Source organism: Aegicerativicinus sediminis (assembly GCF_015476115.1).
Taxonomy (GTDB): domain Bacteria; phylum Bacteroidota; class Bacteroidia; order Flavobacteriales; family Flavobacteriaceae; genus Aegicerativicinus; species Aegicerativicinus sediminis.
This window is the reverse complement of the sequence record NZ_CP064295.1, coordinates 2,065,570-2,091,358: the sequence shown is the minus strand read 5'-3', so window position 1 is coordinate 2,091,358 and position 25,789 is coordinate 2,065,570. Positions and strand designations below refer to the sequence as shown.

The following is a 25,789-nucleotide window of genomic DNA, read 5'->3' as shown; positions in this document are numbered from 1 at the left end:
TTTAATCTTACTTAACATTTAACCTAATCACTTAAATTGAATTTGTGCTTCACCAAAAAATTACCCTGATTATTATCTATGACCCTGCCCGTGTCAAAAAAATCACCCGCCTCAACATCAAAACTACCTGCATTTTTGACCCAGTCTGATACAATTTCCCTGACGCTAGAGTATACTGTAAAGTAATACAGGCCCTGACTTAAAGGAAATTTATCAATATTTATTTTAACAATGGCGGTTTGGTGGCCAGCAAGAATTAATTCGTCTCCAACCAGTGAACTGTCAAAAATGGTAATCCTATCCCCATATTTATTGTCCACACCAACAGATATTCTTATTTTATCTAATTGATTTTCTGAATTATTACGAATTCTTAAAACGAATTTACAGTTCCGACCTGATTGAAAAAATTCAATTTTTTCACCAAACTCGTCCTCCAACCAATAATCTTCAAAAACAATAGTTTGGTTACCTTCCCTATCTTTTCTAGTATTTAAAGGTTCAATTGTACTGCTTGATTTAAAAACCTTTAAGTAATGAGAAATAACACTTTCAGTATCCCCAATCATTTCAACTTTTCCATTATTCAATAGGATGGATCTTGTGCACAAACTTTGAATGGACGCCATATTATGGCTTACAAACAATACAGTCCTACCTTGCCCTTGACTAACATCCTTCATCTTTCCAATAGCTTTCTTCTGGAACTCGGCATCTCCAACAGCCAAAACTTCGTCAACAACCAATATTTCTGGTTCTAAATGTGCTGCTACAGCAAAAGCCAGGCGCACATACATACCCGAGGAATAGCGCTTTACCGGTGTGTCTATATAGCGTTCACACCCTGCGAAATCAACAATTTCATCAAATTTAGAACGAATTTCAGCCTTGGTCATTCCCAATATTGCCCCATTAAGAAAGATATTTTCTCTTCCGGTAAGCTCTGGATGAAAGCCTGTCCCTACCTCCAAAAGGGAAGCAATCCTTCCATGTGCCGTAATTATACCTGTTGTTGGTGCAGTTACTCTACTCAATAACTTTAAAAGGGTAGATTTCCCGGCACCATTCTTACCAATGATTCCAAGAACCTCACCTGGTTGAACTTCAAAATTAATATCCCTTAAAGCCCAAACATAATCTGACGAACCTTTTACCGTCCTATCATTGGTATCCCCAATTTTTAAATAGGGGTCTTCTTTACCTCTAACCTTGTGCCACCACCTATTAAGATCATGGCTAAGTGTGCCCGTGCCAACATTACCAAGTCGATATTGCTTACTAATATTTTCTACTTTTAAAATGGGTTCCATACACTTAAATCAAACCGTATCCATAAAGGATTTTTCCACCGAGTTAAACACTACAAGACCTAAGAACAATAAGATTACCATAAATCCAAAGCTATATAATAACCAAAGGGGATCAAAATACCCTGCACCTAGAAACCCATATTTAAATGTCTCAATGATTGGGCTCATAGGATTTGCCATAATAATTTTCCGAATCAATGGATTATCAATAGAACTTAACGGAAAAATTATGGGCGTTGCATACATCCCTAATTGCACCGCAAAACTTAACAAATATTGAAAATCTCGATACTTAGTTGTTAAAGCTGAGATTATTAAACCGAAACCCAACCCTAAACCCGCTGTAATAAAGATTAATATCGGTAACAGTGCTAGGGCAGCGTTCGGCTGTATCGTTGTTTGCTGAAAAAAATAATAATAGCTAAAAACAACTAAAAAAAGAAAAAATTGCACTCCAAAGGTTAACAATTTTGTAATTACCATGCTCAATGGAAGCACCACCCTAGGAAAATAAACCTTTCCAAAAATACTCGCGTTGGCTGTAAACGTATTGGAAGTACCCTTTAGCGATTCCGCAAAGTAATTCCAAGTAACGATGCCAGCCAAATAAAAAACAGCCTGAGGCATCCCATCTGTACTCATCTTGGCAATACCTCCAAACACCACCATAAACATAATTGTGGTTAGGATCGGCTGGATAAAAAACCACAATGGCCCCAACACCGTCTGTTTATAGACCGCTACAAAATTTCGCCTCACAAATAATAACAAGAGATCTCTATATCGCCAAACTTCCCTTAGTTTAAGGTCAAACAATCGCGATTTCGGCTCAATTACCAGAGTTATGTCTGAGCGCTCGGAAAAATTAGCCTCTGTCCTCAATAAAGATATATTTATAAAATTGCCTACCTCCTTCTATTGCCAGAAGCAAAAAAGGAAGCCCAATTAATTTATGGAATGCAAAACTAACATATTCTGCCAATATAGGCATCTGTAAATAGCCGAACAGAAGCTTTCCGACTATTAAGGTTAATAAAAGCACCAATAATGCTAATTTCAAAATTCCACCTATGTTGGGTTCGTTGATAAATAAAAAATGAATCAACAAAAAATGGCATGATAAATAAATCGGGTAAAAAACAAGGTAATTGGCGATCCATTCATTGATCGATTTCGAAGAGCCATAACTACTTATTAATTGATTTATAAAAGAGTTTTGGCCCTCGTGGATAAAAGCTGCCATAAAATCACTTATCCCTTCTATAATTTGGAATTCAAATGAACCTAAAAGAACAATTAATGCAACAATAAAAAACGATTTGAGTGATTTTTTACCAATCATTTATTCCGGTTCTCAGCTATTATCGAGTAACGTATGAGCCAATGTCTCCAAAGAAGAAAAACGGCAAAATAGATTACTGCTATATACGTATACTTATGATTGAATTCAAAAGTTGAATTAAAATATAAATAGTTATAGGCCAATAACATTTGCCTAATTGTATTTAAAACAAAAACAATAAACAATCCAAGAATAATGTAGCTCATCTTCGGCCTTATGCGACCAGGAATACACAGGAAAAAACACACATATAACACCATGAGTTCTAGCCCATTGCACACATGTTCCACCCTAATTGCAGCATTTCCATTAATATAAATGATATTACCTCTTGCTTCAGAATTACTATTAAAGATTTTCATACCCAATTCAGTTCCCTTCACAACAATAGAGGTTAGAGCCTCATCTAAAGAACCATTTGGTTTTAAAACTAAATTGTAAGCTAATTGCCAAACTATAAAAAGCAGTAAAGCAGAGATTAAAAACCGTTTAACAAGTTGATTTTTAGCTTGTTTAGAAAGTTCGGCCATTTTTAGCCTTTAAGTTGAAATTGTAGATTAATCTGCAAAAATATAGCGCACACCAATCATATGATGCTTGTAATTGGTAGAATCCGACAAATCGAAGGTCCATTTACCAGTAGTTTGGGCAGTTACTCCCCAAACATTGTCTATCCAATAGGTTAATCCTACACCGAAATTAAAATGGAACCAATTAAGAGTATCAACGGTTGAAAAACCAAAACCAGCAATAACATAAGGCTGCCAATCATCTCTGCGAAAATCATCTTCTTTTAGAAAATAAAATTTAGAATTTAAATCAAATCCCACATAAAATTTTCGGTCCTCAGGTGGATCATAGAATGTTTCATATTGAGGGATAAAACGATTAAAACTTAAGGCTGCCTCACCTGAAAATTGCCGAGCGAAAACGTATTCAAGGTGAAAAGTCGCAGGTATTATAGTAGTATTCCAATGTTCACCTATATCGAAAAACTCTTCAAATCTTAAAGAGGAATCATCTACAATATTATAGGAAAGTCCAACGCTCCATGGCTTTACATCTTGAAACTGCGCCATACCTTTAACACCTGTAAATAAGAATAGTACGGCAACAATTATTTTAAAAAATTTCATGTAATCAAGAGATTTAGAGACAAATTTAATTCACAAATGTATTTTATTTTTTTAAGTATCTAAAACTTAATCCCTGCAAATTAGAACTCATTTGAACAAATGATAATTTAATACCCCTTAAATTAGTAATCCCTCAAGAAATGCCAATAGAATTAAGATTTTAAGCGTTAGGAACATCTCCATTTTATTGATTTACCTATCTTTGTTCCTTTAACCAGACGTAATTGTCTAGGCCTCAAAACCATGTTATGAAGAAAAAATTACTCATTGCTTTGGCATTTCTTTTCAGTTATGCCTATTCATTCTCCCAAACCACCGTTTCTACTGGTGATATTGCAATAATAGCATTAGACGTACCTACAGAAGATTTTGCATTTGTCACCTTTATTGATTTAGAAGCCGGCACCACTATTTATTTCACTGATAATTTAATGGATGGAGATTATATTATCAATGGCAATGAAACTGTTTTCAGTTATACTGTGCCTTCTGGGGGGATAAGCGCGGGATCGGTCATACGATATAAAGCCCATCAGGTGGATTTCGATAAAGTAGCTGGTGGAGGACCTTCAGCATTTAAATTTTCTCCTCAAGGGGATAATATTACTGCATACATTGGTTCTCCAACAACGGCTACTACATTTTTACATGCCATTGGCAAAACTGGGTTAGTTGGAACTTTCCCTGATGGTTTCAATTTTATCCTTAGAATCTCAACTAATAATGGCCAGTATACTGGAACCAGAACAGGTCTCTCTTCAATCGGTTTTTTTGAAGTTATAAATCAATTAAGCGGTACCACACCTTTTAATCCTGCTAATTGGAATGTTACAGCTTCAAGTATTTCGCCTATAGACGAAACTCTTTTTACACTTTCAACAGACCCAGAAATAGGAGTAGTCCCTCAGACTCTATTAGGTTTCCAATATTATCAGGAAAATGGACCTTCTGCCAGTGATACGTTTATCGTTTCAGGCATTAACCTTACAGAGGACCTAACAATTATCGCTCAAGACTATTTTGAAATATCAACAGATGATTCAAATTATTCAACATCAATATCATTAACCCCATCTAATGGCCGTATACAACCTACCACTATATATGTACGCCTTGCTGCAGGATTAATGGCAAATGGTAGCACCTACCAAGTGTATCAGTCTACAATAAACATTGGTTCTTCTGGATTAGAAGAAATCATAAATTTGGAAGGACTTGTAATTCCTCGTCCACCCATATTAATTTCTGGTGTAATGAGCGGTCCACTTCCAAGCGATACTCCTAAAGTTATTGAATTGTATGTCTTGGAGGATATTGCAGATTTAAGTGAATTTGGAGTTGGTGTTGCAGATAATGGTGGCGGTAGCGATAACCAAGAATTTACATTTCCGGCAATTTCTGTTGCTGAAGGAACTTATATCTACTTAACCGGCAATGCAAACAGATTCACAGAGTTTTTCGGTTTTGCACCAGATTATGTAGACAATTCACTTAAACCGGGAGGTGATGATGCTGTTGAACTTTATCAATTTGGTGATATAATAGACATCTATGGTGATCCTGATGTGGATGGCACTGGAACTGCATGGGAATATACCCAGGCTTGGGCATATCGCATTCCTGGAACCGGACCTGATGGTTATGACTTTAATATTAACAATTGGAATATAATAGGAATTGACGCCTTGGCGAATGAAACTACAAATGCAACCGCAGTGAATCCTTTTCCAATTGGCTCCTATATGATTGTTTGGACGGGGACTGTGAATACCGATTGGAACGAACCAGCTAATTGGAGCTCGTTCAGTGTTCCAACAGGGGCTAACAATGTTGCCATTAACAATGTTCCTAATCTCCCTATTATAGATGGAAATGTTGTAGAGTTTATTAATAACATTAGATTAAGGGGTGGATTAACAATTAATCCTGGCAGTAGCTTAGTTGCTAACGGTGATGTAATTGGAGATCCAGGATTTATAACGGTGCAATCTGGAGGCTCTTTGCTTACTGAAGGTATCATAACAGGTGATCAACATACCATTATAAGAAATACCACCTTTACTGGGGGTCAGTATAGTGTTGTTGGACCTCCTGTTAGTGGAGAAACTGCATCTGTACTTGGAAGCGTTAAATATGAATATGTAGAAACTAGACCATATGGAGTAGATGGCAGTGGACGTTATGCTTGGGTTGGAGATAATTTTGTAATGCCAGTTGCCGATGCTTTATTTAGTGCATATACTGGTACCGTTACTTTCGTCGGCAACCCTAATAATGGTACTTACACTCGAAATTTAGTTTATAATTTAGATCAAGATGGAACGGAAGCAGGGTATAATTTAGTATCCAATCCTTATCCCAGTGCTATTTCTTATGCCAATTTCATTATTCCGAATACTGATGTTATAACAGGAGAATTATGGATTTGGGATGATGACAATCCGGTTGGCACACAAGGAACTAATGCAGACTATGTAACGATCAATATTTTTGGAGCCGCTGGTGGAAATAATCCTGGTAAGTATAATGATCATGTAGGTACAGCGCAAGGGTTCTTCGTAAAGGCAAATGTGGAAAATGGGGTTTTAGAATTCAATAACGATATGAGGGTTACCGGAAGTAATGAAGATGCTTCTTTTTTCAGAACTTCTAAAAGTGTCGATACTGAAGAACTTTCATCAATCCGGTTTAAATTAACGGCCGTTGGCAATAAATATGAAAAAGATATTATTGTCGGTTTTGCCGATGAAGCAACTATGGGGATTGACAATATTTATGATGGTCGAATGATTGGAGGTAACCCAAACCTTGAGTTTTATTCTTACATAGATAATCAACCTTATTTAATACAAGGTATTCCATTTGTAACTAATGAAACCGTAATCCCATTGGGAATGTCCTTAGGATACTCAGGTACCTATGAAATTTCTGTTATGGAAATGAAAAACCTAGATTCTAGTATAGATATGTATATCCTAGATTCTAATGACAATTCATTGACCCCTATTACAATGGATTCACCAAAAAAATTTACTAGTGAGGCCAATTTCGATTCTGCCCGATTCAGTGTAGTCTTTGTAAATAATCTGCTAAGTGTGGAAGAAGAGGTGTTGGCTAAAGATGGGATTAAAGTGTATACGACCAATAATGGTATAGAACTAAAATTGTTCAATGATACCACCTTACCTAACGCAAACATCACTGTGTATGATATGTTAGGAAAAACCGTGATTAGCAAAAATGTTGTTAACAGTTTTAATACCGTAGAAATTAGTCATAAATTTGACCCTTATTCTTCTTATATCCTAAAATTGGAATCTGGAAATAAGAGTTATATCAAAAAGATTATAATTAAAGAATAATGAAAAAATTAGCCCTATTACTAATCATCCTTATCTTACCCTTTGCAATTATGGCACAAGGAAGAAGTGATGATGCGCCTAGAGGAGAACGTGCACGTAGTCCAAGAGCAGTGGGCGGTCCTGGACCACCACCAGGTGTACCTATCCAAGGCTTATTTGTTCTGCTCGCAGCTGGTGGGCTTTATGGATACAAAAAATTAAGAGATTACAATAAGTAAATTGAAACCCGCTTCTAGCGGGTTTTTTACGCTTCAAAGTATAGAATAATTAAAATTCTTTTTAAAATAATTTTAAATACAAAAAGAACATAAAGTCATAAAAAACAAAAGCCCCATTCTGGGGCTTTTTAAGTTCTTCCTGTTAGATTAATTCATCATCCCTGTCGACATTTCAGGCACCAATTCAAGGTTTTCAACTTCTTCACCCCAATATTCTAAAGCAGCATCAAAATTGGTATTATCTTCTTCATAGGTACCCCATCCAAACATTTCATTATAATCTTCCCTGAAGGTGTTCTCATGTTCTACAGGCTCCTCAGTTCTTTTAAAGGTGTCAAACCCAGTCACTACTACAAATTGGTTTCGATTTCCACCACTCACCAACCTGAATAACAACCTAGTACCCTTCCAACCTCTCTTCTTAGCCACTTCGGCAACCCTGCTCATATATCTCCTAAAATGACCCACCTTATCCGCTTTAACATTAAAGGTGGTTCTAACGATATGTTTATTTGGAGTGGAACCTGGAGTATAGTTCATAGTTCCATCCCTCAATAATTGCCATCTTACCTGACCACTATTACGAGCAACAAATTTTGCAACATTATCTCTCCAATAGGCACCTTCTGCAGACCTGTCTATATCATAATCCGAAGGCGATTTTTGGGTTTCAACCCTTACATAAGTACCACTGCCCGATCCTGTTGTTATTCTGTAAGTTAAAATGGCCGTCGTAGCTGTTTTGTTGTACATGGCAGTTTTTTTTGCTGCAGCGGCTTCGAATTCCGAGGTTTTCCCCTCTTTAGCGGTATACTCCCAAGAATTCCAATACTCGGCATTGTCGTTTCTTTGGGAATAGGTTGAAGTACTTATTAAAAGTACAGCTGATAAAAAAATTAGTGTTCTCATTTTAATTGGTTTAGTTAGTTAAAAAATAATAACAATATGCCCTTTATGCTTGGCAGCATAGAGAATTCGAATAACAATGAAATGAGGACTTATAAAAATCAGGGAAAAGCGGAGAGAGTTCCCTTTGACTCTATTAAAGTAGTAAAAAATTGTAATTTTTCCATTTTTTATTTTGAAATACTTTAGCCTATGATCTTAAAACAAAGGTTTATGCCTGAAAAAAAACTTGCACCAGTATATTAATTGTCAACAGGAAGATTTTAAGCTTATGAAGGATTACCTAGGTATTATTAATAATATTCTATGACCCTCTCTTCTATCAATAAGGCCCTACCTTTTAAATTGTCGATATGAACACATTTAACCCAATCGCCCATTTCGTTATATTCCCGATCTAAAACAAAGTCATATAACTTTTTGTTCTTTTTAATATTCAATCTGATATAAGAAATCAAATTTCCACCAACATCATAGGTTAAGATCTCTTTTCTATTTCTCTGCTCTCTTATCATTTCTTTTAATTCATCATTGGAATAGAAAATCTCCGTATCTCTTTCCTCTAATTCATCCTTTTCATCAAAAAAACTAACAATGTGTTTTGTGCCATTGTCTAAATACTCATGGACTTCTTTTTTAGTTAACCATCTCGCCTTAACCTTGGTAAAACCCGCTTTTAATGGATAATACTCTAGACTATCTATTACTTCACTTAGTTTATTGTCAGCTGTATAAATGTATACTAATTTTTGCTTTTTAAGACCACCGTCATTTTCTCTACTCCTCATATAAGTAGCAATCATTTCCTTAATTTTACTATCATTATTGAATTTGTATTCCTTTCTTACCAATGTGGTATCCCATCTTTTAGGATGCAACGTTCCCTCAAAGGCATTTTTTACAATTAATTCTCTCTCCGACACCAAATTATTTGCAGTGTCATACAGTTTATATAGGTGATCCTTTATTAGCTTTAGACTGTCAAATTCAATCCTTTTAATATTATTTAAACTATCATTTGTACTTAAATAAAAATTATGACAATCGCTATCTCTATATTTTGAATAGTAAAACTTTCCAAATATCGAACTAAACCATGTATCCCCGGTTAATTCTTGTTTACTGACCCTTAAGGTTTCGAAATTCCCTTTATGATCATACGTCCAATCCATGACCAAACTATCTTGAAATTTTGGAACAAAACCCACAAATTTTATGAGTTTCTTCCCTTGGTTATAATGGTATTTTTCGACAGTTACAATTTCCCTATTAACATCGAAATTACATACCTTTTTTAATTGTCCAAGTTCATCATATTCCTCCATGCTAGGGGATTCAAATGAAATTGGATAATAATCTTGAAAAAAAGAGGCCTTGTATGGTTCACCTTTTACGATTTCACCATTTTCCCTCTCAGCCTTGTAGATAAATATTTCTACACTTTTAATTGGACTTTTTACCGTTACGACTTGAGACAATGAGTAAAAGTTGACACTAAGAGTTAACAGCACCGATATGTATAAGATTGTTTTCATACCTATAATACTGAATTAATAAACTATTTAAACATATCAATGGGTAATTAAAATAAGCCTACTAATAATCACTGATAATTATCCCCTAAGACTTTAAATCAACCTTATAATGTATGATATAATCAAGAAATACATTATGACTTTTATCATTTTATAATTGAAAATTTTTTTACTAACTTATTGAGGCTTTAAGCACAAGCCTATAACTTTCAAAAGTTATTAAACCAGCTATGACGCATTGAAAAAATTTGCTCCAAATTCAGTGCCCTCCCTTCAATGCAACTTATTCTAATCTTTAATTCTTTTAAAATGAAAATTCAAAGTTTTATTTGGGTTGCCCTAATCTCCTTATTAATTACATTTTCCTGTTCTAATGAACCATTGGACGAAATTACTATTATGGAAATGACCTCTCTGGAACAAGCCTCTAAAAAGGCCGTAACCGTTCCATTCAAAGCAGAGTTTTTTACAAAAAGGGATTACTCCTATACTCCAGATTGCTCTGCATATGGAGATTATAGCTCTCCTAATTATCAGGTGGGCAGTGGGGATGGAACCCATTTGGGCGACTTTACAGTTACCATTTCCTTCTGTGGGCCTCCTGGTGAGTTTAAATACGTAGGTGGAGAAGGAACTTTTGTAGCGGATAATGGAGATGAATTATATTTTAACATTCCTCCTACTGGAGAAATTGGTATAATTTATCAAGTTTTTGACGATCCATATTATGAACTTTGGTTTGGAGATGCATTTGAAATTACTGGTGGAACAGGACGTTTTATGGGCGCTACCGGTAGCGGAGTTACGGACAGTTGGGTAAACCTGCTAGAAGGTGGTTGGGCCAATTTCCCTGATGGTTTTATAGCAGAACATCAAACGGATCATATTTTTACTGGTGAAATCACGTTTTATCCCGGCAGTAGATCAAACAAAGCAGGGAGATAATCCCCTTTAGATAATAAGTATTCAAGGAGCTAAATTATTAGCTCCTTTTTCCTTTAAACATCAAGACCTCAAAACTTATCAATTTTTGAAAATAAAAAAAGGGAAGCTATCCGCTTCCCTCTAATTTTTCGAACTCATCGACTACTTTAAATTCCTCTCTATTTTGTTAAACACTATATTTAAAAAGTAATTTCACCTTCACCCTCTAGGTTGAACAGAAAATTAATCCTATCGATGATACCATACATATGAACTGAACCGGTTGCTCCTTCAAACCTTCCTGTTCCCCCAAGAATGATATATTCAAAATTTGATATTTCCGGGGCTGGTAGTTCTGTGGCGCCAATCATTTGTGTAAAAATTTCGTCCCCATTAGCTGCTTTTAGGAAACCATAAATAGGCCCTACAGGATTTTCCCCATCAAAACAATATTTATTGATCACTTCAAAATTTCCCAAAAAAGTGGCATTACCATTTCCAACAATCAAAACCTGTAGGTATGGCGAACAATCCGTTGAAGGGTAAACAAAATCAAAATACCCAGATGATCTTTGAAATTTAATAGTCCTTGTAACAGCATTTGCACTTGATGACTTTTTAAAAACATTCAAATCTCCATTTGACATATCAATAGCCAAATGTGTTAATAGTGCTTTTTCTTCTAATCCGGTTATTTCATTATTTTCTTCTATGATATCGCCAGTACTGCAACCATAGTTTAAAATAAATAAACCTACCAATAATAAAATATGCTTTTTCATAATACGAAACTTTAATAAAAACAGTCGAAGAAAATATGTATTAGTAGTCGTTAATGAAATGATATTGATCAATCTCCGCTAATTTTTGCTACAACATTTAGGAAAATAACAGCTCTTATTCCCTTGGCAGGAAAAACAACAAACCCTTGCAAAAAATGACATTCACTCTTAGAAAACAATAATATTGGGTTAGACAAGTCACCATAAGTTCATTTACCCATTAAAATTACCCTTCATATAATTTGATAATCTGATATACAATGATTTCTGATATTGATCATTGAACAGTTGACCTTAATTAAGTAAGTTCATAATCCAACAAAATACCTTCCCCTAGAGTAATTGCATTAAATAAATTTTAAACTAAGTAATCATGAAAAAAAATTACTTAAAACTTATGATTTTGGTGATTGTAGGCTTAACCTTCAGTTTTGGCCAATCCCAAAACCTTTTGTACGATGGAAGTTTTAGTCAAACCACTGAAATCATTCCAGACACTTCAACACCTCCGCTTAACATCTGGACCTTTTGGACAAACACTTTTGGCGCCAGAGCAGAAGCGAATCCAATTGTTGAGGATGAAGCTTGTACTTTTCAAATAATAAATCCCGGAATTAATACCTGGGATATTCAATTAGAACAATATGGTTTTGAATTAATCCCAGAACATTCATATAGATTGGTATTTGATGTTAAAGCAAATGTAGTAAGATCTTTTGGTGTCTTTTTGGGGGAGTTTGGTGGCAATTGGACAAATCTTATCGGTTACGACCGATATTTACAATTTGCTACCACTGAATGGCAAACTATAAGTCTAGAGTTTAATGCCACGAGTAATTTTCAACTGCACAAGCTCAGTTTTGAATTAGGGACTGACATTACAACGATTTATTTTGACAATGTTGTTTTAACCGATTTAGGAGTCATGCAGCATTCTATAGGAATTATAGGAACTGCAGCAAATGGATGGTATGAAGAAGTTCAAATGGAAACAACCGACGGAATTAATTATTTCTTAAATAATTACCCATTGAAGGTTGGAGAATTAAAATTTAGACAAGACAATGATTGGATTGTTAATTGGGGCTCAACCACCTTTCCAATAGGTGTAGCATGGCTAAACGGACCAAATATTCCGATATTGAAGGCTACTAATTACAATATCGGTTTTAATAGATTAACTGGAGAATTTTCCTTTATATGTGTAGATTGTCTTCCAGACATTGGCATGATTGGCTCTGCTTTAAATAGTTGGACCACAGATGTAGATATGTTGACAACGGATGGGATAATTTATTCCCTTAATGATTTTTATTTCAGTAATGGGGAAGCAAAATTTAGACAAGACAATAATTGGGACATTAATTGGGGAGGCGACGCATTCCCAACGGGTATTGCAGTGCTTAATGGCCCAAATATTCCTGTGCCAGAAGGAACCTACAATGTTACATTCAATATTGAAACAGGTGAATATAAATTTGAACCTCCACATGTTGGAATTATTGGTTCTTCCTTAATAGGTTGGGAGGAGGATGTAAACATGGAAACTGAAGATGGAATACTATATACTCTTAACGACTATTATTTCAACTCAGGTGGAGTAAAATTCAGGACAAATGATAGTTGGATTACTAATTGGGGAGGTTATGATTTTCCAAATGGATTTGCTTTTTTAAATGGTCCAAATATTCCGGTTCTCGAAGGAACTTATATTGTCACTTTTAATAGGTTAACTGGAGCATATAATTTTACGGCAACTACGTGCCCAATTCCTAATATTGAGTGTCCTTGGGACATCTATGTTGAAAATTCACCTGGTTTATGCGGTGCCTATGTAACTTATCCCGAAATAGTTCCCGCAGCAAATTGTGGAGGTGAAATATCATTGGAACAGGTCAACGGTCTGCCGAGCCATTCATTTTTTCCGGTAGGGACAACAACAAACACCTTTGTGTTAACCAATTCAATGGGTGAAACAGCGACCTGCAGTTTTAATGTTACAGTTTTTGACTCAGAACCTCCGGTCATTTTAGAGTTGAACGAAACGTATGAACCAATTTGGCCTGCAAACCACAAGATGGTTCCCATATATATAGAATATGTTACTTCCGACAATTGCAACATTGCTTTTACCGAACTTTTGATTTCTAGTAATGAACCTGAAAATGGTCTTGGAGATGGTGATAAATCTCCCGATTGGGAAATTATAGATGAGCACAACATTCTTTTAAGAGCCGAACGCTCTGGCAATGGAAATGGAAGAGAATATTACATTGTTATAAGGATCTTCGACGATTCATGGAACTACACGGAACGGCAGATTAATGTTATTGTACCTCATGATAATCGACTATTATCAAATGAAGTCGTTTTATATAAAGAGAATGAAGATAAATTCATCTTGTATCCTAACGGAGCGGACGATGTTGTAAACATTAAGGGATTAGAAATGACTAATAATTCATCATACATTATTTATGATCTCTTTGGGGTAATTAAAAAGAAAGGGGTTGTGAAGAATAATCAAGTTAATGTAAACGAACTAACCCAGGGCCTATACATATTGGAGATTGCAACAGAGAATGGCAGAGCATATAAAAAGTTTATTAAAAATTAACTTCGAAACAATTGATTAGGGCTATTATTAATTTTTGGATAAAAGAGAGTTAAAACAACTGAATAAAAAGCTTCAATGTAAATTGAAGCTTTTTTAATGCCTTCTAGGCGGGACTCGATAATTATTTCAGTATAACTATAGTAATTTAAAGGCTAAATTTAAGAGGCAGAGTAAACCTCTACCTCTTAAATGTAAATGCCCATTGTTCTGTTTAAAAGATTAAGATTGGATTGATAAAGTAACAGGTACTTTGTTAGTAACAATATCAAAAACTGGAGATTTATATGCGTAAGATATTAATTGATTCTTTTGTTCTTCAGTTAGATCTCCCTGAATATTAAAGACAACTTTAATGTTTTGGTATCCATTTCTAACAGAATCATCCAAACCTAAAAATCCTTGAACATCCAAATCGCCTTCCAAACAGGATTCTACACAATCAACATTAATTCCGTTTGCAGCAGCATGTAACATCATGGTTGTGGTCATACAACCTGCTAAACCGTGAAGAATAAACTCAACAGGATTAGCACCTTCATTGTTACCCAATAGAATAGGCGGTTCACTGTTATCAAAAACAAAGGGGGTAGTACGGGATGTATCTTCAACACAACCACCATAAAAATCTTGGATGGTGCTTCTATTGTGCCCTCCGGAAATCCATTTGTTTCTAGCTCTAAATTTAAATTTTGCAATTTCAGGATTTGATTGAATTGCACCAACGGTATCCATTATGTCTTTAGATTTGAATCCGTTCACTTCTTTTTGTAAGGTTTCCATAATTAAAATATTTTATTGATTTATAATACTTTATTAGTGGCACAACCTGTTCCAAAATCATAACAAACTTATTATCAATATTTTAACATTTATATCCTGTTTTGTAATTGCCGATATTTCGTCAAAATTAAATTTTTGGGTAACTTGTTTTCGTCAAAACACTTATTGGAAATGGAGCCTAGAAAAAGAACACCTGCCATTATAGCACTAAAACAGATTGTTGAAACCACATCTCAATTTACAGGCAAAGAATTTTTTAAGGCCCTTGTTAAACATTTGGCAGAAATTTTGGATGTTCATGGTGTTTGGGTAACAGAGTATTTACCAGAGCAAAATAAACTTAATTCATTAGCATTTTGGCTCAATGGAAATTATGTAGAAAAATATGAATATGCGGTTTCAAACACCCCTTGTGAACCTGTTTTAAAAACGAACGAAATTTGTCATATCCCTGAAAAAGTGATTGACCTTTACCCAAAAGACCCAGATCTTAAACCATTAGGCGCCGTAAGTTATATGGGAATTTCTTTGAGAAATACAGATGGCAGAGTTTTAGGACATTTAGCTTTATTGGACAACAAAGTGATGCCTGAACTACCAGAAGAATACGCCATATTTAAAATCTTTGCATCAAGAGCTGCTGCGGAATTAAGACGTGAAATAATTCAAAGAAAATTGATAGATAGCGAATCGAAGTTAAATCGCCTAGTAAATGGGACTTCCGAAGCTATCATTGAATTTAATTCGGAATTAAAAATAACCCAATCCAATGATGCTGCTGAACAAATGTTCCAACAGACAAAAGATCGATTTAACAATGTTACCATAAAAGAGTTATTCGATCCCAAGACGTATAATAAATTAAACACCATACTTTCCCAACGGGATACTTTAACTAACACCTATTTCCAAATTCCCCAACCCTCAATTTGCCTTACTAGCAAAGGAGAACCCTTTCCTACTGAAATCAACCTATCTTGTTATAGTTTTGAAAACAATATATATTACGCCCTTTATATCAAAAACATCAATGATGTCGTTTCCAACACTTTAAAAATTAAGGAATTAAGCACTGAAGCCATTATCCTAAGGGAAAGGGTGGATGCTCAGCAATTTGACTACATTATCGGAAATTCTGAACCAATAAAAAAATGTCTTAATCTTGTAAACCTCGTTGCATCAACAGATGCAAATGTTTTAATACTAGGGGAAACTGGAACTGGAAAGGAATTATTTGCTAGGGCGATACATGAATCAAGTACTCGCAATAGCAAATCGATGGTTACATTGAATTGTGCAGCACTCCCTTCAGAATTGATAGAAAGTGAACTTTTTGGCCATGTTAAAGGTGCATTTACAGGAGCGTTAACTTCAAGAGAAGGAAGGTTTAGTTTGGCAGATAAAAGCACCTTGTTCCTTGATGAAATAGCTGAACTTCCTCTTCCATTGCAAGCAAAACTATTAAGGGTTATTCAAGAAGGAACCTTTGAACCTGTTGGAAGTTCAGAAACCAAATATGTGGACGTTAGAATCATTGCGGCCACACACCAAAACCTAGATAAGCAAATTGCTGACGGTAAATTCAGGGAAGATCTTTTTTATAGACTGAATGTTTTCCCAATTAATATTCCTCCATTGAGAGAGCGAGGAAAAGATATAGCACTTGTTGCAAAAGCATTTTTTGAAAAAATCACAAAAAATACAGCCCTACAAGTAAAGCCATTAACTAATCATGATTTAAATGTTTTAGCTTCTTATAGTTGGCCAGGAAATATAAGGGAACTTCAAAATATAATTGAGCGAGGTATTATAACATCTCATGATGGTAATTTCAATATGGATTCAATTCTATCCGGTTCAAAAAATACAAATACCTCAAACATTGAAATGCCAACTATTCTTACATCTGATGAAATATTAGAATTGGAAAAGAATAACATAATAAAGGCATTAAATCTTACTAATTGGAAAATTTCGGGCGAAGGTGGAGCCTCAGAGTTACTTAACCTTCCAAGAACAACCTTGACCTCTAAAATTAATAAGTTCGGAATTAAACGCGTGGCTATTGGTTAAAATCAATATTGACGTCAGATGTGAACAACCAATTAACTCAAATTATTTAATTACCTAAAACAAAAGGGCCCTATCTTTTATATTAAAGAACGTTTTCCAAATAAGGTCAAATAGGATTTGAAAAAAAGAAACTTCAGGTAATACAATTGTTATAAAACAAAAAAGCATCCCAATTTTTGATAACTCAAAAAAAGGAAAGCTTTCCATTGGAATACCCGAAACCTCTTTCGGATACTACTACGTTTCATTTCTAATGAAATGAAAACAACACAACGTCTTTACAAAAAAGCCCCAACTTTAGTTGAGGCCTTGTATGCGGTCTGGACGGGACTCGAACCCGCGACCCCCTGCGTGACAGGCAGGTATTCTAACCAGCTGAACTACCAGACCAATGGTTTTGCCTTTTAAAAAAGACTTCCGCAACAGCGGAATTAAAAACCTTGCTACACATTCAGTAAAGCGGATGCAAATATACACCCCATTTTTAATATCGCAAAAAATACTTTAAAATTTTAAAAATAAATTTTACACGAACCTGTGACGCTCTATCATAAAGGTTGACAGTACTTGATTAAAATCCTGATTAACATCTGCTAGCACATACTTTATCTGGTATTGGCCGCAACGCAATTTTATTTCATTAAAATAATCCTCCACCTGTTTATGATAATCCTCGCGGATGTTTTCAGGGTATAAATTAATGGTCTCACCGGTCTCTACGTCCACGAATTTTTTAGGGGTATTATCAAAATCGAAGTCGAATTCATGCTTTTTATCAACCACATGAAAAAGAACCACCTCATGCTTATTATATTTTAAATGTCTCAAGGCTTCAAACATCTTATTGTTAGACACCTCCGTTTGAAACATATCGGAAAACAAAAAGATTAAGGATCGTCTATGAATATTCTCTGCAATCAAATGCAAGAATTTATAGCTTTCGGTATTTCTCTGCTCTGGGACGTTCACCACCATTTGTTCCAACTGGGCCAACAACATTCGGTGATGTTTCTCACTTCCTTTTTCGGGAGCATAATAATCGTATGAATCACTATACAGACTTAAGCCTACGGCATCCCTTTGTTTTTTGAGTATATGCATCAAACTAGCCGAACCCAATGCTGAAAATGCTATTTTATTAAGCTGCCCTAAATTGAATTTTTTATATCTGGGATAATGCATCGAAGAACTGTTGTCAATTATTAGATGACAACGTAGATTCGTTTCCTCGTCATACCGTTTAGTAAATAACTTATCCGTTTTGGCATATAATTTCCAGTCTATATGCCGGGTACTTTCTCCTTGGTTATAAATTTTATGCTCGGCAAATTCGGCTGAAAATCCATGAAATGGACTCTTATGCATACCAGCAATAAAACCTTCAACAACCTGTTTGGCCAGTAATTCTAGATTCTTAAAACCAGACAGATGCTGTAGTTGCTCCTGGAGATCCATAGGCAACCCTCTAAGACAATAATTTATCTACGATACCATATTCTAATGATTCTTGTGCATCCATCCAATGGTCACGGTTAAAATCCTTCATGACTTTCTCAAACGTCTGCCCACAATTTTCGGCAAGGATTTTTGCACTTAGCTCTTTTGTTTTCAAAATCTCTTGAGCGGTAATTTCAATATCACTAGCAGGTCCTCTTGCTCCACCGCTAGGCTGGTGAATCATAACCTTAGCATGGGGTTGAATAAAACGATGGCCTTTTTCTCCTGCTGAAAGCAAAATAGAGCCCATTGAAGCGGCAAGGCCAGTACAAATCGTAGAAACCTTACTGTTTAAGGACTTAATGCAATCATACATTGCAAATCCTGAAGTTACATAACCACCAGGGCTATTTATATATAAATGAATGAGGTCATCACTTAAAGCATCTAAGTATAACAACCTATCTATGACATGTTTAGCTGATTTATCATCGACTTGACCCCAAAGGAAAACCTTTCTTCCTTCAAGCAATTTTGCATCTATCGCATCTTGCACCTTGTTCTTATTGCTCATACATTTTAATTTTCACTAAAAATAAAAAAGGTTTGCCTAAAAAGACAAACCTCTCTATAATTTAATATTACTTTAATTAATTTATTAAATCAATTGGTCTAAAGCATTTGCATAAGCAGTTTTTGGTGCAACACCAACTTGGCGACCAACTACCTCACCATCCTTAAAAACAAGTACAGTAGGTATATTTCTAATACCAAATTTTGCAGCAAATTCTTGGTTCGCATCTACGTCGACTTTTCCAACCACAGCCTTACCTTCATACTCTTTACTGATTTCTTCAATGATCGGCCCAACCATTCTACATGGACCACACCATGCTGCCCAAAAATCCACCATTACCGGTTTATCACTTTTTAATACTTTTTCTTCAAAAGTTGCATCTGTTATTTCTAGTGCCATAATATTTATTTAAATGTGTATCTACTTAATTTCTGAGCAAAATTAGTCAAAAACATTGCCAAACCTTACACTCCTGCCATTTGTTTTATGAATTGACAAATTGGCGTGTTTTATAGTTATTGTTTCTGGTTAGCTTTCTGATATATATGAACTTAATTCAATCGATACTGAAAATCATTTTCACCAAGGACATTTAACAATTCACTGGAAATTTTCACCTTTTGTTTCCGTGATGGCATTTGTACCGAAATTTTGTCTTTTGTGTCTTTAATTAGAAAATTTAAGGTGCAGGTTCCCTCATGATTCTTAAAAACATCTTCCATTATTTGGATACGTTTTTCTTGTAATTCTTTAATATCAACCATAATGGTTAATTTTTTGGCGTACTGTTCCATTACATCATGTAGTAACTGAACATTATTAAATTGTGTTCTTGGATCGCTAACTTTACCAGTATCCTTATTCATCCAACCTTCACGAACAAAAACCCTCATGTAAACAAAGGAATTTTTAACAAGGAAATGACGGTATTTTAAATACTCCTCACCAAAGATTCTGAATTCGTGACTATTGTCGTAATCATCAATTATAAATGTAGCCCAACCCTTTCCTTGTTTAGAAACTCTATGCTGTACATCCGTTACAACACCGCCAAAAGTCAATTCTCTATTGATGTATTTCGTAAGATCCTTAAAAGCACTTAAATCAGCATTGCAAAACGACTTTAACTCTATTTTGAAATCATCCAAAGGATGACCAGAAATATAAATACCAACAACTTCCTTTTCCCTTGCCAATTTCTCCATAGTTCCCCACTCTTCACATTGAGGAATTTGGGGCTCAGGTATTTGAACATCGCTTGCTGCACCAAATAAACTTACCTGGGCAGAATTTTCATTCTCCTGAAATTTACTTCCAAATCTTATGGCCTTTTCAAGAAAAGTAACTCCGTCTCCTTCATCTTGAAAATACTGGGCCCTATGTGTATTGCTGAAACAATCAAGACCTCCGGCTAAGGCTAAATTTTCAAATGCCTTTTTGTTCGCAGCCCTTAAATCGATTCGTTTTGTTAAATCGAATATGGATCTATACGGTCCGTCTTTCTTTCTATTTTCGGTTATGGTTTTTACAGCACCATGGCCAACTCCCTTTATAGCACCCATCCCGAAACGAACCGCATTATCCTTATTTACAGAGAATTTATAATAAGATTCATTGACATCGGGACCTAGCACATTCAATTTCATACGCTTGCATTCTTCCATAAAGAATGTCACTTGCTTAATATCATTCATATTATTGCTTAGAACCGCAGCCATATATTCTGCAGGATAATGTGCCTTTAAATATGCTGTTTGATATGCAATCCACGCATAACAAGTGGAATGTGACTTGTTGAAAGCATAACTTGCAAACGCTTCCCAGTCTTTCCAAATTTTCTCTAATACATCTCGAGGATGTCCGTTTGCCTCACCCCCATCTAAAAATTTCGGTTTTAATTTCTCTAGCAAGGCAAATATCTTTTTACCCATTGCCTTTCTCAAGACATCGGCTTCACCTTTCGTAAAGCTTGCCAGTTTCTGGGATAGTAACATTACCTGCTCTTGATATACTGTAATGCCATAGGTCTCCTTTAGGTACTCCTCCATGGCAGGCAAATCATAAATAATCTCCTCCTCCCCATGCTTCCTTCTAATAAAACTAGGGATATACTCCATCGGACCCGGACGGTACAATGCATTCATTGCAATAAGGTCATCAAAAACCGTTGGCTTTAGGTCCTTCATGTGTTTTTGCATCCCTGGAGATTCATATTGAAATATACCTACCGTTTCACCTCTTTGGAAGAGTTCATAAGTTTTCTCATCATCTAAGGGAAAGTTTTCAGGATCTAAATCAATATTGTGTTTAGCCTTTACAATCTTAACGGTGTCTTTGATAAGAGTTAAAGTCTTAAGACCCAAGAAGTCCATTTTAAGTAGACCAGCTTCCTCAACAACAGAGTTGTCAAATTGGGTAACATATAAATCTGAATCTTTTGCGGTTGAAACTGGCACAAAATTGGTAATGTCATCGGGAGTGATAATTACACCACAAGCATGTATTCCAGTATTTCTAACAGATCCCTCTAAAATTCTTGCTTGGTTTACTGTTTCTGCTTCTAAATCTTCACCATCTGAAATATTTAAAAGCTCATTTATTTTCTGTAAATCATCCGAACGGAATTGAGACTGTAATTTAGACTCTTCGACCCCAAATATTTTACCCAACTTAGACATATTGGGAATTAATTTTGCTATCCGATCTGCCTCATATAATGGCAAATCTAATACCCTAGCAGTATCTCGAATAGAAGACTTAGCCGCCATCGTACCATAGGTGATAATCTGAGCCACTTGATTACTACCATATTTATTGATCACATATTCCATGACTTTGCCTCTTCCCTCATCATCAAAATCAATATCGATATCTGGCATGCTAACCCTATCCGGATTTAGAAAACGCTCGAAAAGTAAGTCATATATAATTGGATCGATATTAGTTATCCAAAGACAGTAAGCAACTACCGAACCTGCAGCGGAACCCCGCCCTGGACCAACCGAGACCCCCATGTTGCGAGCTTCCCTAATGAAATCCTCAACAATTAAGAAATATCCTGGATATCCCGTCTTCTCGATGACATCTAATTCAAAATCGAGTCGTTCTTTTATAGAATCTGTTAGTTCCCCATATCTCTTTTTTGCTCCTTCATAAGTAATATGCCTTAGGTAGGCATTCTCACCTCTTTTTCCCCCATCAACTAAATCTTGATCATCCTTAAACTCATCAGGAATATCAAATTTTGGGAGTAATACCTCTCTAGAAAGATTGAACGGCTCAACTTTTTCCAGTATCTCCTCAATTGTAATTATTGCTTCCGGAAGATCCTTGAAAAGATGTTTCATCTCTTCAGGAGACTTAAAATAATATTCGTGGTTTGGTAATCCATAGCGATAACCTCGACCACGGCCAATTGGGGTCGCCTGCTTTTCACCATCCTTTACACACAACAGAATATCATGCGCATTGGCATCTTCTTTATTTGCGTAATAGGTATTATTAGTTGCAACAATTTTAACGTTATGTTTTGCAGCCAACTCCACCAAGGAAGTATTTACTCTATTTTCATCCTCCTGCCCATGGCGCATCACCTCAACATAAAGGTCATCTCCAAATTCTTCCTTCCACCATAGCAAGGCTTCTTCTCCTTGTTTTTCTCCTACATTCAGCAACAAACTTGGAACTTCACCATACAGATTTCCTGTTAGTACAATTAGATCATCCTTGTATTGTTTAACCAAATCTTTATCAATTCTTGGTACATAATAAAATCCATCTGTATAGGCCTTAGACGATAACTTGGCTAGGTTGTGATATCCATTTTTATTTTTTGCAAGGAATACTATTTGATACCCATTATCCTTACGGGTCTTATCAGTATGATCTTGACAGACGAAGAATTCGCAACCAATTATTGGTTTTATAGGTTTTTGATCTGAATCTTCTGCTATGGATTTGTTGTACAAATTGATTTCTTTCACAAAGTGAAAGGCCCCCATCATATTTGCATGGTCCGTGAGTGCTACGGCAGGCATATTAAATTTCGTGGCAGAAGCCACCAATTGTTTTATACTTATAGTGGATTGAAGTATGGAAAATTGGGAATGATTGTGTAAATGTGCATAGGGTATATCTTGAAGTTCAGACAGATTTTCAGCAATTTCTTGTGAACTAATACCATCATCCGCGTGCTTTGCCAACTCTTTCCTTATGCGTTCACTAGCCTCCTTAAGATTTATATGCTCTAAACCAATAAGGTCAATTTCCTTCGGATTTTCTTCTGTAAACCTTCGGAAATAATCTTGGGTAACATCTAACTGTTCAATAGTATATTCTTGTCGTCTCACCAATTCCAAGAAACAACGGGCTGTTGCCTCGACATCGGCAGAAGCATTATGAGCTTCCGCAAAAGGCTGGTTGAACAAAAATTCATGAAGCTCAGTAAGTGTTGGTAATTTAAATTTACCTCCCCTACCTCCCGGAATTTTACAGAGTTCGGCTGTGCTTTCTGTACAGGTATCTAAGACTGGAAGTTCCTGCAGATTATTATCAATTCCTAATCTAAAAAACTCAGCACCAATAATGTTGACATCAAATCCTACATTCTGCCCGACAATGAATTTAGCCCTAGAAAGCACTTCTGAAAATTCATCCAACAAATCAGATAAAGGAATTCCCTCTTGTTGGGCTAATTCCGTGGAGATACCATGAATCTTTTCAGCATCGTAGGGAATATTGAATCCATCGGGTTGCACCAAATAATCCTGGTGTTCGATACAACTACCCATTTCGTCATGTAACTGCCAAGCTATTTGAACACATCTTGGCCAGTTATCAGTGTCGGAAATAGGCGCGTCCCAACGCTTGGGAAGTCCGGTTGTTTCGGTATCGAAAATTAAAAACATAAAATGTGACGGATCTACAATTTGAACCCCTAAAAATACAATTTCTGACCTGTTCTAAAATGAAAAGTTTTCAAAGCCCTGTTAATAAAAAAAGCAGCCATAAAGGCTGCTTTATATAAATTAGATTACGATTCTGAAATTAGGATACTACTGCTTCTCGCTCATTCAAAGTATGAATGGCCTGCTTAACAGTATCTCTCTGCTTAATAGCAGTTTTTTTCAAGTCTGAAGGAATTTCTGGTTCTTTCAAGAAGTCATTATATTCTTCTAGGCTAGATTTTTCACCTTTAAGAACTTCTTCAATTATTGCTTCATCATCTTTTTTGGTGAAAATGGTTTTGAAATCCATCCATCCACGATGCATAGAGCCTGATAAACTACCTGAATCCTTTGGATCTTTTCCGAGGTTGATAATTTCAGCTTTTAACTCGCTAATAAATCTTTTACGCTCGGTTACTCTGTCAGAGAAATAGGACTTCATCCAATTACTATCTGCATTTTCAATAGCTTCTCTATATCCTTTTTCAGCATCGTAATTCTTGATTAGTAAATCGTTTAACTTATTGGAAATTTTTTCATTAATCTTCATAATTCAATCTTCATTTTTAAATTTCAATAAATTCTTTATAGATGCGTATTGTTTCACATCTGCACCTATAACATAACATTTAAAATACTGATATTCAAATAGTTTAACAGTTTTAATAAAGGTTTAACGTTTGAACAACAAACAAACCGGGCTTGGAAAATCGAGCTTATTTTTAAAGGAAAGTTTACCTGTTTCAGAATCGATTTTAAAAACTGAAATACCATTGCTCCGTTGGTTGGCAACCAATAAGAAAGATCCTGTTGGGTCGATAACAAAATTGCGTGGCCAATCCCCTCTTACATCTTCATTCTGTATCAATTCCAAACTTCCATCCGATTTATTCCTTTTAAAAACTGCTATTGAATTTTCACCTCTATTAGAACCATATACATACCCACCATCTTTTGAAAAATGTATATCTGCACAGTAACTTTCTCCATTAAAATTTGGACTTAGGGTTTTATACACTCCAATAACCTCAAAATTACCCATGTGATTCTGGGCGAATGTAATGGTGTTGGCATATTCACTAATGCTATAAATCTGTTTGCCCTGGTCCATCAAAACAAAATGTCTTGGCCCAGAATTAGCAGCAAATTTTAAAAGGGAATCTGTATTAAGTTTGAATTTCCGATTTTCTTCACTCCACCTATATTCAAATAGATTATTTCTACCCAAATCAGAAACATATAGCCTATCTCCTGAAAATTGTGCAGAATGGGCATGGGATTTTATTTCATCTGTATTATGATTAAATACTTGTAAGGTTTTTTGCAAATTTCCATTCTTGCCCAAATTGTAAACTGAAACTGTTCCTCCTCCATAATTAGAAACAGCTGCTAGGGCTCCTTTATCATCAACTGTAATATGGCACGGAGAGCTACCATTACTTCCTATGCTATTAATAAATTTTAGGTTTCCATTAGACCGTATCTCATATGAGGAAACATAACCTGAATCTAATTGATTTACAGAATACAAAAAGTCATTGTTTGGAGAAAGGGCTAAAAAAGAGGGATTTGTTGCGGCCATTGCAAGTTTAATATCTGAAATTTTTCCTTCAGAAATATCAAGCTTGGCTTTATAAATTCCCTCACTGTCACCATCGGTATAGGTCCCAATATAAAACGGCAATTGCTTACTTGCGCAATTAAATATCGATATGGCAAGAAAAAGTAGAATAATTCGGTTAAACAAGTTCATTCAAAATTCATTTTAAATCTCGAAAATACATCTTTTTAATTGTTGAATTTAATGAATTGAAAATCAAAAAAAAGATAGTATCTTTGCACCC

20 protein-coding genes and 1 tRNA gene are annotated in these 25,789 nt (G+C 35.4%); 5 read left to right on the top strand and 16 right to left on the bottom strand.

The features are described 5' to 3' along the window. Nucleotides 1–23: 23 nt before the first annotated feature. The 5 genes from ISU00_RS09040 to ISU00_RS09020 are packed head-to-tail and all read right to left on the bottom strand — an operon-like array spanning nucleotide 24 to nucleotide 3,788. Nucleotides 24–1,310, bottom strand: coding sequence for an ABC transporter ATP-binding protein (locus ISU00_RS09040; protein WP_228850334.1), 1,287 nt, complete (start codon nucleotides 1,308–1,310; stop codon nucleotides 24–26). A 9-nt stretch (nucleotides 1,311–1,319) separates the two neighbouring features. Then, complete coding sequence (locus ISU00_RS09035) at nucleotides 1,320–2,192, bottom strand: ABC transporter permease (protein ID WP_228850333.1); 873 nt, start codon at nucleotides 2,190–2,192, stop codon at nucleotides 1,320–1,322. Next, nucleotides 2,176–2,652: a hypothetical protein gene (locus tag ISU00_RS09030; RefSeq protein ID WP_228850332.1), complete on the bottom strand. Its 477-nt coding sequence runs from the start codon at nucleotides 2,650–2,652 to the stop codon at nucleotides 2,176–2,178. The genes ISU00_RS09035 and ISU00_RS09030 overlap by 17 nt, the downstream gene beginning before the upstream one ends. Then, nucleotides 2,649–3,182 (bottom strand): archaeosortase/exosortase family protein, encoded by a 534-nt coding sequence (locus ISU00_RS09025; protein ID WP_228850331.1) that lies wholly within the window; start codon nucleotides 3,180–3,182, stop codon nucleotides 2,649–2,651. Before ISU00_RS09025 ends, ISU00_RS09030 begins: the two co-directional genes overlap by 4 nt. A gap of 27 nt (nucleotides 3,183–3,209) precedes the next feature. Further along, nucleotides 3,210–3,788: a hypothetical protein gene (locus ISU00_RS09020; RefSeq protein ID WP_228850330.1), complete on the bottom strand. Its 579-nt coding sequence runs from the start codon at nucleotides 3,786–3,788 to the stop codon at nucleotides 3,210–3,212. A gap of 248 nt (nucleotides 3,789–4,036) precedes the next feature. On the opposite strand from ISU00_RS09020, the gene ISU00_RS09015 reads away from it, so the two are divergent. Further along, nucleotides 4,037–7,150, top strand: a complete 3,114-nt coding sequence (locus ISU00_RS09015; RefSeq protein WP_228850329.1) for a T9SS type A sorting domain-containing protein — start codon at nucleotides 4,037–4,039, stop codon at nucleotides 7,148–7,150. After that, nucleotides 7,150–7,368 carry a hypothetical protein gene (locus ISU00_RS09010; RefSeq protein WP_228850328.1) on the top strand — a complete coding sequence of 73 codons (219 nt, stop codon included), beginning with the start codon at nucleotides 7,150–7,152 and terminating at the stop codon, nucleotides 7,366–7,368. Before ISU00_RS09015 ends, ISU00_RS09010 begins: the two co-directional genes overlap by 1 nt. 147 nt (nucleotides 7,369–7,515) lie before the next feature. On the opposite strand, the gene ISU00_RS09005 is transcribed toward ISU00_RS09010, so the two are convergent. Further along, on the bottom strand, nucleotides 7,516–8,277 hold the full coding sequence (locus tag ISU00_RS09005) for a hypothetical protein (RefSeq protein ID WP_228850327.1): 762 nt from the start codon (nucleotides 8,275–8,277) through the stop codon (nucleotides 7,516–7,518). 290 nt (nucleotides 8,278–8,567) lie between these two features. Continuing rightward, entirely contained in the window at nucleotides 8,568–9,809 is a 1,242-nt protein-coding gene (locus ISU00_RS09000) for a hypothetical protein (protein ID WP_228850326.1), read from the bottom strand. 309 nt (nucleotides 9,810–10,118) lie between these two features. Between ISU00_RS09000 and ISU00_RS08995 the strand changes: the two genes are divergently transcribed. Then, nucleotides 10,119–10,754 (top strand): hypothetical protein, encoded by a 636-nt coding sequence (locus tag ISU00_RS08995; protein ID WP_228850325.1) that lies wholly within the window; start codon nucleotides 10,119–10,121, stop codon nucleotides 10,752–10,754. Nucleotides 10,755–10,933: 179 nt separating this feature from the next. Here ISU00_RS08995 and ISU00_RS08990 read toward each other — a convergent pair whose 3' ends face one another. Continuing rightward, nucleotides 10,934–11,515: a hypothetical protein gene (locus ISU00_RS08990; protein WP_228850324.1), complete on the bottom strand. Its 582-nt coding sequence runs from the start codon at nucleotides 11,513–11,515 to the stop codon at nucleotides 10,934–10,936. A gap of 373 nt (nucleotides 11,516–11,888) precedes the next feature. Between ISU00_RS08990 and ISU00_RS08985 the strand changes: the two genes are divergently transcribed. Then, the gene (locus ISU00_RS08985) at nucleotides 11,889–14,132 is read left to right on the top strand and encodes a T9SS type A sorting domain-containing protein (RefSeq protein ID WP_228850323.1); all 2,244 of its coding nucleotides are present in this window, start codon (nucleotides 11,889–11,891) and stop codon (nucleotides 14,130–14,132) included. A 219-nt stretch (nucleotides 14,133–14,351) separates the two neighbouring features. Here ISU00_RS08985 and ISU00_RS08980 read toward each other — a convergent pair whose 3' ends face one another. Further along, nucleotides 14,352–14,912 carry an OsmC family protein gene (locus ISU00_RS08980; RefSeq protein WP_228850322.1) on the bottom strand — a complete coding sequence of 187 codons (561 nt, stop codon included), beginning with the start codon at nucleotides 14,910–14,912 and terminating at the stop codon, nucleotides 14,352–14,354. Between the two features lie 171 nt (nucleotides 14,913–15,083). Between ISU00_RS08980 and ISU00_RS08975 the strand changes: the two genes are divergently transcribed. Beyond that, a complete protein-coding gene (locus ISU00_RS08975; protein WP_228850321.1) occupies nucleotides 15,084–16,985 on the top strand; it encodes a sigma-54-dependent Fis family transcriptional regulator in 1,902 nt (633 codons plus the stop codon). Between the two features lie 316 nt (nucleotides 16,986–17,301). Here ISU00_RS08975 and ISU00_RS08970 read toward each other — a convergent pair. The 7 genes from ISU00_RS08970 to ISU00_RS08940 all read right to left on the bottom strand — a co-directional run bounded on the left by ISU00_RS08970 (nucleotide 17,302) and on the right by ISU00_RS08940 (nucleotide 25,698). Continuing rightward, nucleotides 17,302–17,375: transfer RNA gene (locus tag ISU00_RS08970), tRNA-Asp, on the bottom strand. Nucleotides 17,376–17,510: 135 nt separating this feature from the next. Then, nucleotides 17,511–18,440 carry a DUF58 domain-containing protein gene (locus ISU00_RS08965; protein WP_228850320.1) on the bottom strand — a complete coding sequence of 310 codons (930 nt, stop codon included), beginning with the start codon at nucleotides 18,438–18,440 and terminating at the stop codon, nucleotides 17,511–17,513. A 10-nt stretch (nucleotides 18,441–18,450) separates the two neighbouring features. Further along, a complete protein-coding gene (locus tag ISU00_RS08960; RefSeq protein ID WP_228850319.1) occupies nucleotides 18,451–18,996 on the bottom strand; it encodes a ClpP family protease in 546 nt (181 codons plus the stop codon). A gap of 84 nt (nucleotides 18,997–19,080) precedes the next feature. Continuing rightward, a complete protein-coding gene (gene trxA / locus ISU00_RS08955) occupies nucleotides 19,081–19,398 on the bottom strand; it encodes a thioredoxin (RefSeq protein WP_228850318.1) in 318 nt (105 codons plus the stop codon). A 152-nt stretch (nucleotides 19,399–19,550) separates the two neighbouring features. Beyond that, a complete protein-coding gene (gene dnaE / locus ISU00_RS08950; protein WP_228850317.1) occupies nucleotides 19,551–23,906 on the bottom strand; it encodes a DNA polymerase III subunit alpha in 4,356 nt (1,451 codons plus the stop codon). 139 nt (nucleotides 23,907–24,045) lie between these two features. Further along, nucleotides 24,046–24,495 (bottom strand): ferritin-like domain-containing protein, encoded by a 450-nt coding sequence (locus tag ISU00_RS08945; RefSeq protein WP_228850316.1) that lies wholly within the window; start codon nucleotides 24,493–24,495, stop codon nucleotides 24,046–24,048. 123 nt (nucleotides 24,496–24,618) lie between these two features. Next, on the bottom strand, nucleotides 24,619–25,698 hold the full coding sequence (locus tag ISU00_RS08940; protein ID WP_228850315.1) for a lactonase family protein: 1,080 nt from the start codon (nucleotides 25,696–25,698) through the stop codon (nucleotides 24,619–24,621). Between the last annotated feature and the right edge of the window lie 91 nt (nucleotides 25,699–25,789).